The sequence below is a fragment of the Candidatus Similichlamydia laticola genome (assembly GCF_003339615.1).
In the GTDB taxonomy this organism is placed as follows: Bacteria; Chlamydiota; Chlamydiia; order Chlamydiales; family Parilichlamydiaceae; genus Similichlamydia; species Similichlamydia laticola.
This window is the reverse complement of the sequence record NZ_QQBG01000007.1, coordinates 20,902-32,606: the sequence shown is the minus strand read 5'-3', so window position 1 is coordinate 32,606 and position 11,705 is coordinate 20,902. Positions and strand designations below refer to the sequence as shown.

General features: G+C 45.6%; 11 protein-coding genes. All 11 read right to left on the bottom strand.

Features of this window, described 5'->3' with window-relative positions; all coding sequences use genetic code 11:
- Positions 1 to 1,234 (bottom strand): HAD-IC family P-type ATPase (locus HAT2_RS00425; protein WP_181860265.1); only part of this gene is annotated, 1,234 nt, incomplete at its 3' end.
- Positions 1,235 to 1,311: 77 nt separating this feature from the next.
- On the bottom strand, positions 1,312 to 1,983 hold the full coding sequence (locus tag HAT2_RS00420; protein ID WP_114544077.1) for a hypothetical protein: 672 nt from the start codon (positions 1,981 to 1,983) through the stop codon (positions 1,312 to 1,314).
- Between the two features lie 60 nt (positions 1,984 to 2,043).
- On the bottom strand, positions 2,044 to 3,363 hold the full coding sequence (der, locus tag HAT2_RS00415) for a ribosome biogenesis GTPase Der (protein WP_181860264.1): 1,320 nt from the start codon (positions 3,361 to 3,363) through the stop codon (positions 2,044 to 2,046).
- A gap of 47 nt (positions 3,364 to 3,410) precedes the next feature.
- A complete protein-coding gene (locus tag HAT2_RS00410) occupies positions 3,411 to 6,011 on the bottom strand; it encodes a type II secretion system protein GspD (RefSeq protein ID WP_114544075.1) in 2,601 nt (866 codons plus the stop codon).
- A gap of 79 nt (positions 6,012 to 6,090) precedes the next feature.
- Entirely contained in the window at positions 6,091 to 6,798 is a 708-nt protein-coding gene (locus HAT2_RS00405; protein WP_114544074.1) for a serine/threonine protein kinase, read from the bottom strand.
- Positions 6,785 to 7,024 carry a FliM/FliN family flagellar motor switch protein gene (locus tag HAT2_RS00400; protein WP_114544073.1) on the bottom strand — a complete coding sequence of 80 codons (240 nt, stop codon included), beginning with the start codon at positions 7,022 to 7,024 and terminating at the stop codon, positions 6,785 to 6,787. Before HAT2_RS00400 ends, HAT2_RS00405 begins: the two co-directional genes overlap by 14 nt.
- Positions 7,025 to 7,076: 52 nt before the next feature.
- Entirely contained in the window at positions 7,077 to 7,955 is an 879-nt protein-coding gene (locus HAT2_RS00395; protein ID WP_114544072.1) for a hypothetical protein, read from the bottom strand.
- Between the two features lie 62 nt (positions 7,956 to 8,017).
- Positions 8,018 to 9,160: a hypothetical protein gene (locus HAT2_RS00390; protein ID WP_114544071.1), complete on the bottom strand. Its 1,143-nt coding sequence runs from the start codon at positions 9,158 to 9,160 to the stop codon at positions 8,018 to 8,020.
- 304 nt (positions 9,161 to 9,464) lie between these two features.
- Positions 9,465 to 10,007, bottom strand: coding sequence for a type III secretion T3S chaperone (locus tag HAT2_RS00385; RefSeq protein WP_114544070.1), 543 nt, complete (start codon positions 10,005 to 10,007; stop codon positions 9,465 to 9,467).
- 11 nt (positions 10,008 to 10,018) lie between these two features.
- Positions 10,019 to 11,347 (bottom strand): type III secretion system ATPase SctN, encoded by a 1,329-nt coding sequence (gene sctN, locus HAT2_RS00380; RefSeq protein WP_114544079.1) that lies wholly within the window; start codon positions 11,345 to 11,347, stop codon positions 10,019 to 10,021.
- 161 nt (positions 11,348 to 11,508) lie between these two features.
- The gene (locus HAT2_RS03805) at positions 11,509 to 11,664 is read right to left on the bottom strand and encodes a hypothetical protein (RefSeq protein WP_181860263.1); all 156 of its coding nucleotides are present in this window, start codon (positions 11,662 to 11,664) and stop codon (positions 11,509 to 11,511) included.
- Between the last annotated feature and the right edge of the window lie 41 nt (positions 11,665 to 11,705).

The following is an 11,705-nucleotide window of genomic DNA, read 5'->3' as shown; positions in this document are numbered from 1 at the left end:
ATTGAGCTACAAGATGCCACTCTCCTATGCAGAGAGAAAAGCCATCCAAAGAAGCTGTCACGCCTTGGCCAGGTAGTTGTTCGATTTTCTCAAAGGAAAGAGAAGGAGCCTGTTCGACGCGCTTACTGAGAGCCAATAAAATGGATTGTCCAATAGGATGGAGACTCTGCTCCTCCAGCTGAACAAGAGCTTGTAAAGCTTTCAGTGGAGGTTCTGCCTTTTCTCCTTGGCTAGTCCAACAGACAAAAGACTGTAGATGGAGACATGGCTCTGTTAAAGTTCCTGTCTTATCAAAAGCGACAGTGTTGATAAAGGGCAAAAGCTCTAAGTGCTTCGTGCCCTTGACCACGATGCCTCGACGTGTACAACAGCTGATTGAGCTCAAATAACAAGAAGGAACAGCAATCAGAAGGGCACAAGGGGAGAGAGCGATAAGAAGAGTCAGTGACCTTTCAAACGAACCTCCAGGGCCCAAAAAGGAACAACTGGAAAGTAAATAGGGCAAAGCAAGAAACGATAAGAAACAAAGAACCAATACTCCCAGAGCATACTGGTTCTGATAACGTGTCAGAAGAAGGTGGGAAGAAGGTATCTCGCTCTTCGCCTCTGTAATCAGATGGATCAATCGCTCTAATGTGGAGTCGGTTGCCTTCTTTGTCACGCGAATGAGAAGAAGAGCTTGTTTATTATACGAACCAGAATAAACAGGGTCTCCAGGACCTCGATGAATCGGATTCAATTCTCCATTTAATTGCGTCGTAGTAACCTCAGATCGTCCCGAAAGGACAATGCCGTCGAGAGGGATCATCTCTCCCGCGTGGACGGCAATTTGCATGTCTACATAGGCATCTCGAATATGAACAGGATGGAGCTTGCCTTCTTTGCTCTCCCAAACTCGTTGTGGTGTATGTAGTTGAGCTAGACGAACGGAGTCGGTTGCTTTGTAAATGATCTTCTTTTCCAGCTCTTTAGAGAGGAAAAAAAGAAGCAGAAGAAAACTTCCTTCTCTCACCCGCCCAATTAAGGGAGCTAAGAAGCCAGCAAGAGACATGAGAGCATCAATAGAGAAGGATCTTTCTTGTAACTCTTGGATGGAAGAGAGAAGGGCCGGTGTACCACAAGCACAGTAGAGAATCGGAAGCAGATAATCTGCTGTTTGGGGAAGGAAAGAGAGAAGAAAAAGGGCGCTGAGGAGCAGAGAAAGAGCTGTCGAAAAATGCTTCTCCCAGACCACACTGCAATTAGAAAAAAAAGTTCGTGAATCTAGGGGCGGCTTTCCTAACATCTCGGTCACAGGTTTAACCTTACTTTTCACTCTGTTAAGAAGATGATAGCGGCAATCATCTCAACAATGCTCGCCATCCAGACAAAGGAAGAGAGCAAATCATTTCGATACGCTTTCCCTAAGATATAGCCTCCCAATCCCCCAATACACAAAGCGCTTGGAAACAAGGCAAGTGGAAATCTAAAGATCGAGGAGAGAGCAACACACGCAGACCCAATAAGAGAGCCACAAAAACCTGCCAAGGCATGTTGGCTCGGATGGGGCAAACTATGAGGGTGGAGACCATGTCGTCCAGATAGGAGTAGCTTGACAAATGTAAAATCATCCGTGGAGATAATGTCAACGAATTGACTTGCTGCAGGTTCTCCTAACTGGGCGAAAATAGTCCTTAAATCGGATTTGGCTTGTTTCCGATTGACTCGGATACGTGCCAATTCTTGCTCTAAAATACTATGTGCTCTTTGCATCGATAGCTGGGCAAGCCAAAAGGAAAAAGCACAGCCCCAAAGAGCTAGACAAAAAGAAATAGAAAGAAAACGCCGTAAAGATGGAGGCCTAGCTAACATGAGAACAAGACCTGAAAAGAGAAGGTGAATACCTGCATCCAAATAGAGCTGAGAAAGGACCGCCCAGAGAGAGGCTTCCTCTTTCTCTTGCTCTGCCTGCTCTTCTAGTGCGTAAGACGGTTCTGTAAGCATTCCACCGGATCTCTCTTTTTATACATAGGCTTATACATAGGCACCACGATAAATTCTTGATTAATCTTTGTTGCCTCGACGGGGCGGCTTACCTCTCAAATAGAAGCGAATGGGGACGCCTTGAAAGCCAAAAGAGGAGGCGAGCTGGTTAAGAAGGAAGCGTTGCCAACTTTCTGAAACACAAGACGTCGTATTGACAAAGGCAACAAACTCTGGGGGAGCCGTTCCGGCCTGAGTCATGTAGTAAAGACGTAAGCGCTTCCCTTGCACGGCAGGAGGTGGATGTGCAGCCACTGTTTCTGCCAAGAAGCGATTGAGCTCTCCTGTTGAAATCCTTTTTTTATATGAAGAATAAACATCCAAAATGGCTTGGAGCAAGACTTCTATGTTTCGGCCTTCCTTTGCCGAGCCCACCACTATGGGAGCCTTCCTTAGAAAAGGCAATTCTAGTTCGAGTGCCTTAATGGCGTGCTCCATCCTCTTCCCTTGGCTCAGATCCCACTTATTGAGGTAGACAACACAACCCCTGCCGAATTCAAAAACCATTTGGGCGATGCGCTTTTCTTGGGCTGTAACGCCTGTCATGGCATCCAGGACCAGAACAGCAACATCACTTCTCTCTAAAGCTCGTTCTGTTCGAATAAAGGAGAGCTTGTCCAGTAGGATATTCTCCCGTTTCTTTCGTCGAATGCCAGCCGTGTCCGTCAAGATAAAGTTTTGATCGTTCCAAGAAAAGGGAGAGTCTACACTATCTGTAGTCGTTCCAGCATACTCCCCGATCACAGAACGCTCAGAACCCAAAATCTGATTCATTAGGGTGGACTTACCTACATTCGGTCTACCCAAAATCGCCGTGCGAATAGACTGCTCTTTTTCCTCCTCTTGTTCTTTTGTCTTAAAAGGAGCAAGAGCGCACTCTAGAAGCTCTAGAACGCCCGTCCCTTGTGCCGCACATATAGGGTAGACTGGAAAGCCAGACACTTCGAAATCGTGCGCAAAGAGGCGCCATTTCTCTGTATCTACTTTATTAGCAGCCACGTAAACCGGCTTCTGGCTTTTCCGAAGAAGTTCGATGAGTTCTTGATCTAGACCAACGAGTCCGGCCCGAACGTCCACAACTAAAATCACCACATCAGCTTCTTCGATGGCCATTTGTGCCTGTTTGAAAATTTGTTGTGTCAGAGGGTCGTCGCTTGGAACCATGCCCCCCGTATCGATGAAGGTAAATTCTTTGCCCAAACAGCTCGATTGAGCATAAAGACGATCACGAGTTACCCCTTCAGAAGCTTCAACAATGGAAAGACGGTGTCCACAAATGGCATTAAACAGCGTTGACTTTCCAACGTTTGGACGTCCGACAATGGCAAGTACAGGCAACACAATAATCCCTCCACAGGAGGGGAGCCAGTATACGGGGAATAAGAGTTTTACAGAACAGGAGGGGAGAAAAGGTTAAATTTTTCTTCAAAAGAGTCAAAATGGGACGAAATCTCATCGAACACTTTCTTGGAAGCATTAAGAATGCTTTGGGTATCGTTGGCATCGTAGATGATCTGAGCACGAATAAAGACCAAAAGATTTCTTTTGTCTGTTGTATGGACACTTTTACTGAACAGGGCAGAAATGAATGGAATGGAGCCAAGGAAGGGGATGGTCGCTTTTGTCTTTCTGACTTTTTCGTGTGTGATGCCACTTAAAATGACAAAGCCCCTGTTGGGAACAAGAACCTCTGTCTGCGTTCGACTTGTCTTGGTCACAGGAAGAACGGCTGACATGTCTGATGAACCTGGTAGCTGATGAGATTCGCTGATCTCCTGCTGAATGTTTAGGCTGATCGTTTGATCGTTATTGATACGAGAGGTCACCTGAATGGATGATCCAATATCGCGCATTTCAAATCCACTAACAATCAGACCAGCACCCTCTCCTTTCTGTGTGTTCGTTTTGATTCGAGTTGTTTCCCCAACAAAGAAACTAGCTGACTTATTCTCTTCAGAGAGAATTTTCGGGTTCATAACAACATGAATGTTACCATCTGCCTTGAGCGCTTGGACAAGGCTGCCTAAAGTAGAAAAAATCTTGCCTTGATATGTGATGAAACGACCAATGACTCCAGAGGAAAAGGCAGATCCTTGTCCTGCCCACTCAGGCGCAATAGAGTCTTCTGTCCCATGTGCATTGAGCAAAACTTCTGTAAGGCCACTGTCTGCCTGATTAGAGTTACCAAAACCGGCCCAGTTCCCCTCTGTTCCGCGAAAAAGAGCCCCGATGTCAATTCCAAACTCTAATGCCTTCTCGATGGAGGCATCCACAATGAGAAGCTCGACCAGAACTTGTCGAATGGGGATGTCCAGAATAGCCAAGATGTCTTGTACACGCTCTAACGTGTAATGGTCGCCTAAAAATAGGAGCTGATTACTTTGTTCTACAAATTGGACGCTTTGCAGAGCAGAGATTAAACTAGGAGGAGCAAGTTTATTTGCGCTAAGGTTTGAGCTCAAAACTGAAAGAGCATCTGTCAGGCTCTTTCCTGACTTATATTGGATTCTATAGGACAAAATTTGTCCCTGCTCCGGGTGTTCCTCTTTTTTCTCTTCCTGTTCCTTCTGCGTGCGTTGCATCTCTTTCAATTCTTCCCGAAGAAGAGCAAGTTCTTCCATGCCCTCAAAACGCAACTGATAGGCCTCTGCATTGGAATGGCCTTTATTCTCTTCTTGGCTCAAAGGAGTTGTTTCAGGAATGAGCTCCTCTTCCTCGACCTTGGCCTCGGGGATGTATTTGCGGACGAGCACGAGTTCATTCTGGAGATCATTTAAAATCTGATCACAATCCTTCAGGCATTTGACGGTCACTCCATGTTGGAGCTGCATGTTTTCCAACTCGTTTTTCAAAAGAGAGGAGGCTTCTCTCTGAGATTCTGTAGTTTCGTCTTTTTCTCCCTGCAGCTCAGGATGGCCCTCGAGAGCGATAATTTTTGTTTCTAGAGCTTGAATCCTTCTTTGCCCTTCTTCAATCTCTCGAACAAGTTTTTCACGTTCTTGAAGCTTGAATGTAATTTTCTCTTCAAAATTACTCTGAATAGTCTTGAGCAATTTTTGGGCCGCTTGAGAAATTTTTTCTGTTTCCTCTTCGACAAAAGGAGCTTGATACGAAAGAGGTCCAGAAGGAGTGGCCTTCTGTAAAAGACCGCCTTCGACATCAATCCCTTTGAGAATGGATAGGATCTTTGGCATCAAGCTTTTAGCGGCAACGATATGAATGGCTTGACTTGTTGGACTCGCTACAAGTGTGACTTCTAATCCCTTTGTAAAGGGGGGGAGTATACTTGTAGCCACCTCTTTCAGTTGCTCTGCACTCATTTTCTTAACAAAATAAGTTTGGAAACCGACATCAAAATTTTCGTGCTCGATACTCCTTAACAGCTGATCGACACGTGCAATATTCTCATGTACGTCGTTCACGATGAGACAGCGTGTCTCGTTTAAAACTTCAATCAGTGCCCCAGGACTGATGATCTTAGCAACAAGATCCTTAACTTTGCTGATATCTGTATGACGAACTTGGAAGACCTTAGTTACAAGAAAGTTATCAGCTTCATGAATCGAGTCGCTAGGACTCAAAATAGGCGTAGCCGATTTTGCTCGTGTTGCAGGGAAGATCAGAAAATGGTCGTGCTCTTTGAAAACTTCCATTTTGTTTACATGTAAGATCCGAAAGAGCAAGCTCAAAAGTTCCTCAGAGGTCACTGGCTGTTCCGCTGTAAGTGTAATGCGACCAATGAGATCTGCCTCGGAATAGACGAAGTTATGCCCTGTCATATCACTGACAAAGCGCACCAATTCAGACAAAGAGATATCTGAAAATTGAACCAGATAGCCTTCTTGCTCTGTCCCTTTAGGAGAAGGGGAAGCCCATTGCAGAACGGGGAAGAGTAACTGTAAAATAAAAAGAGAGGAAATCAAAAATTTACTAGAAGCTTTAAGCGGGGCCCAGAACTTAGGCTTTGGGGAGAGTTGAGTAGTAGACATGTTCAGAAAGATCCTCCGGAGGACACCTTAGGTACTAGGGGCTATCAAGCCCCTCTTTGTCACAAAAGAATTCTTATTATCAAGATTTTTGAAAAAAATCACTTTTCACAAGAGTAGCTTCCTCCCAAGCAGAACGAAGAGCTCTTGCGAAAAGGGCGACCGAAGGAAACCGGTGACATGGGTCTGCTTGCAAAGCTCGCTGAAAGGGCAAGCGGAGCCGGAATGGTAAGCGCGAGAGATCAGGGTGGCCAAAGCAAAACCCCTGCACAAGCCACTCATAAGAGAGAAGTGCAAGGGCGTATTGTTCTGATTTTTTGTCACACACTCTTCCTAAACGTACTTCAGGACTCATATAAGAGCCTGTTCCGCCGAAAGTGTAGCATGGGCTTTGGTTTAGTTGGAATGCCAACTCGAAATCGATTAGGACAGGATGCTCTTTGGAAATCAAGATGTTTTCAGGCTGCAAATCACCATGGACAATGTTGACCTCGTGCAACGCCTGAATGATTTCAGCAAAGGTAAAGACCCATTGGAGCCTTTCTTCCAGGGAGACGTTCGATTGTCTCATCAAATGGGTAGAAGGGTATCCTTCAATCCAATAGGTTGCGAGATAGGTATGTGTTTGTGACACCATCTCCGGCACAATCCTTTCCACGTATTGTACAGGCTCGAGTAGTTGGAGAAGGGGAATTTGTTGTTGGATAAGACGGGTGCCTTGAGACGTTTTAGGGAGACGGATACATAACCATTGCTCTAGAAGAAGGGAGTAACCTCTATATGTTTCCATTCTCTGGTTGCTGTGAACGAGCTGTAGCTCTTTCAAGTTCTGTAACTTGAATGCCCCACGTATTGCCAATTTTAAGAACTTCTCCGTAACCTATTTTTTGGCCATCGAGAAGTAGAACAATTTTCGAAGAAAAAACTTCTGCAGTAGGGATTTTTATCCCAGGTCTCATCTCTAGCATTGTTCCCATATCGGTGGACAGTTGCGCAATTTCGACTGACAACAGCATAACTCGGATCACCTTAATTGTTTGTTTCTAGCCTATCTCGAGGTGGAGACTACTACACTTTTCTATTTTGAGCGTCTCTCTTCCCTTGAATAGCTTGATGTGTTGCAGATGGAGAAAGATCCCGAACTGTTAGCTCTTTTCCGTCAAAGGTCCCGACCCCGATCTGGATCCCTTCGGCGAAAATCATCACCGTCACCCAATCGTGGGTGGAATCAAAGCCGACTTTTTCCAAGACGATCCAATCACCAACGGCAAGTTGGGACACATCTTTAGGTGAAAGCTCCGCAAAAGCAGCTTGGAGATGGAGAGTAACTGGGAGAGCCTTAAGACGACTCAGATACTCTCTCTGTGCACCTTCGCTTCTAGCCCAGTTTTCTTTCCAACTTTTTTCGAAAGCCGGAGAAAAGACAAGGCGCATAGGAAGGTAGGCAGAATTGTTTTCCGTAGACCAAATAAGATCGACTGCTGAAGCGGGTTTGAAGACTTTGAAGTTTTCTAGGGAAACTCCGGCATGACACTCTAAAAGAGAAGCAGCTCGTCCCATTAACAGAGGGTGTTTCTGCAAATGGAGAAGGGCTTCGACTAAGAAGAACTTGAGAAAAGCATGAAGAAAATCAGAGTCTTGAGCAGCAGCTTCTCCAAAAGACTGAACACAGAGATTAGTCAGGTGGTCATAAGGGATGAAGAGATGTGCGCTATCTGCAACACCCGTTAGTTCCACACGAGCGTAACACGGATTAGAACCAACACCCTCTAGTCCACTTTTCTGTGCTGACACAAAATTGAGCCGATAAGAGCTAAGAAAAGGAGCTTTTGAAAAAATTTTATTTGCAAAAAGAACCTCTTTCTCGGGATCTCGTAATGTTGTCCACCCTGCTGTTCTGTTTGCCCCTAAAAGTTTCTGACTAAGTTCTTCCAACCAATCTGACACAATCCCATCCTTATTCGGTACAAAGTTCTATCGAACACATTTTCCCAGTTCAAGAGGCTCTATTAATTACTTGGGCCATCTTTAAGAACGGTGCGCCCGATGCGTTGCTTTTTGGAGCGCGCGCCCCGAACATGAAGAGCTCCATGACGATTAGACTCTGAAAGCAACAACTGATGAACCCGAATACCACGAGCTGCTAATTGTCCAATAAGAGCCGCTTTATTCTTAAGTGCCCATATCACAGCCGAAGGGGGCATTCCTGTTAAAGCTAGGTTATACTCAGTGGGAGCTGTCTGATACGTTGTTAAAGCAATGTGGATAGGATCTTCTGCACCTGTAATGGGGATATCGATCTCGATGGTTTGCTCTCCCCGCATTTGATTGTGTGTTTGTTGAACCACTTTCGCGAGTCCGTCTAGTGAGTGAAGTTCCTCGTTTTTTATGTCAAGATCGACTTTTTGTAACATCTCCACTTCTTCAAAAAGCTCAGAAGCGTCTTGTATCTCTTGCAAAGGTGGGGGAGGTAGCTGAAGAGAGGAGAGGTCTAATGCTTCCATTTCCTCATCTTCTTCTACATCGACAACGAATGGGCACTCTTCACTTTCGCCTCCTCTCTCGACTTCCTGAGATGGAAGAAGCTCCTCCCTGTTATCCGATGTGTCTGTCATAGAAGCAGAATCTGGTCCTTCTTCAATTTCTCCTCTTTTTTCCACTAAAACCAATGTTTCGTTAGGTCGATCCTCTTCGAAATGCCACTCTATCTCTCCCGGGATGGTTTGCTCTTGTAGCTCAGAAACAACAAAAGCCTGAAGAGAACGAGTTGCGTTTTCATGCCCGTCTTTCAGAAGGACGGCAGAGCAAAGATGCTCTCGGCTTATTCCTATATCGCAGGGAATCTCTCCTATAGCGAAATCTGTCGTCTCTTGAAGCGTAAAAGAGTAGTCCTGGGGAAGAGTATGCATGTAATACGGATTAAAGGATCCCTCTGCAAACCATTCACGGCGGTCCTCTTTCTTTCTTTTTTGAAGAAAAGAAGAGCTTTTCCTGCGAGGATCGCTTTTTTCTGTTAGCTGCCGAAGGTCAAAGGGTGGAGGGCTTTTTTTCTGTGCCAAAGAATGGGCTTGTTGTGCCGGGTAAGGGGGATATTGGTCTTGGTAAGTCGATTTGGAATCGTTCCAGTGGAGTATGGCTTCTCTGTCAGACATCTGTACCTCGTAAGTAGTCAGTAGTTTTTTAAGGTGGCGGATTAGCATCCCCTAATAAAACGGCAGACCGATTTTAGACACCTGAACCCAAACGAGCCGCAGGAGGTCTGCCCAACTATACCAGAAGGTTCTTCTTATTGCTTGTTGTTTACTTGGATGACCTTGTAGAAGAGGGTCAACAAAAGACTAAGAGGAAATCTCTAAAGAAGGGGACAGAAGGTAGAGAATGTCTCTACCCTTGAGGCTTAGCTTTAAGAGGTTTAGCGGAGTGGAAGGGAAGCTGTCATGTAGAGAGATTTTGTGTCTAGAAAAGGACAATTTCGTCAGGAGAGCCTTCCCCTTTACTACGTGCCCGGACCGACATGTAGATAAGGGTTCCAACTTCTTCGATGTACTTGGCCTCTTCTTTTCTGAATTCTTTCCAGGCAATTTGCAGCCATTCTTTTCGATGTTTTTCGATTTTTTCGACTTCTTTACGGCGCTGCAACCATACTTGCCTGGCCATTTCGAAAGCTGCTTCTGCTGTATCAACTTGGTGCTGTTGCTTTTGTACGCGCTCTTCCTCTGTGCGCAGCCTTTCTGCGACAAGATCTACGTAGTTACGGGCGCGTTGAAGAGCATTCGTACGCGCCTCACGATCCAAAATGGAGCGCAATTGATTCAATTTATCTATATGATGTTGCTTGACCTGGTCACGCTGTTTTTTAATGTACAGCAGCTGTTCGCGCTCTTGAAGAAGGATGTTTTGTTTCTCATGCATCTCTCTTTCGGCGATTTCGGCTCGTCTTTTTTTGACAGCGAGGACCTGCTCTAAAGGATAGACAACAGGAGTCGGATTTTCAGACATAGTCAGGAGCCCTATCGAACGAGACCTTTTAACTGTTTGATAGCTTCTTCAAGGGTAGAGCGCTCATCAGCACTTTGTCTAAGGAAGCGGTTGAAAGAGTCGTGTCGGTCTATCGCGTAGTCTATACCTCGATTCGTACCACGCTTGTATTCCCCCATGTTGATCAGCAGCTCATTTTTCTTGTAAACAGCTAAGGCCTCTAATAATTTGACCGTTGCTTGCTGATGCTCTTTTGTTGTGATTGTGTTCATCACACGACTTTTCGAACGCAAGACATCGATAGCTGGGTAGTGTTGGACACGAGCTAGGTCAGAGGAAAGGATGAAATGCCCATCGAGAATAGATAAGGTTTCGTCGGCAACCGGTTCATTCATATCGTCTCCAGCTACCAAAACTGTATAAAAGGCCGTAATGGATCCCTTATCAGAGTTGCCAGATCTTTCCATAAGCTTTGGTAAAGTTGCGAAGACGGAGGGAGTAAATCCTCCTCGTGCAGGAGGTTCTCCGGCAGCCAGTCCAATTTCACGAATTGCACGAGCAAATCGAGTAACAGAGTCCATCATGAGGATCACTTTTTTTCCCTGGTCACGATAGTACTCGGCTATAGCTGTCCCAACGTAAGCTGCGTTCATACGAACTTGAGACGTTTGATCAGACGTGGCAACAACAATGACAGATCTTTTTAGACCTTCAGTACCTAAATCTTTTTCAATAAAATCACGTAGTTCACGTCCACGCTCGCCTACGAGAACGACTACATTGACGTCGGCTTGAGAATACTTGGCTATCATACCCAGTAAAACCGACTTTCCTCCACCAGCAGCCCCAAAAATACCAAGACGCTGTCCCTCTCCACACGTGAGAATAGCATCAATACAGCGCACACCTACAGAAATAGGCTCTATGATTCTTTTTCTCTTAAAAGGGTCTGGTGGACTCTTGTAAACAGGGTAGAGCGTGTCTACATCTCGTAAAGGTCCGTTGACCTCCGTATCAATTGGCTCACCTAGCCCATTGAGAATTCGCCCAAGCAATCCAGGTCCAACTCGTACAGAGAGAGGCGTCCTTGTTCGGATGACTTCTGAAGAGGGGGCTACACCAGACATCTCTCCCAGAGGGGAAAGAAATACTTCGTCCTTTGTGAACCCAACGACTTCACACCGAAGAGGAGGAGCATTTTCTCTCTGGACCAAACAAAGCTCCCCTACAATAGCCTCAGGGAGAACCGCTTTGATCAACATCCCCATCACTTGAGTAATGCGACCATTGACTTCAGCGAGTTGCATGGTCCCAATACTTTCCAGGTCAAGAGCATCCGAAAGATGTCGTGTGAAGTCCATGTCCATGGGCGAGGTTCCCTAATCACCTAAAGACCGGGCTTGTACTCATTCGTGGCACCCAAGTCTTATCTCGACTTTCTCTCTCCTGCCTCAACTGCATGGGGCTTTTAAGGAATCAGGTTTGAGAAAAAAGAATATTCAAAAACCTAGACTAAGACTACTCAGGTGTTACGTGCAATGTCTTGTATCAAGACAGAGGGAAAACGAGGTAAGGTCCCACTCACACTTTCTCCTTTGATCTCCACAAAACCCAAAGAGAGATGAACGATCAACGGATTAAGGGCAAGGTCGATTAGAGTGAGAGCCCTCTCCACCAAGCCGAAACTAACCTGTTAGTTAGGGGAGAAGGCTTAAGGCT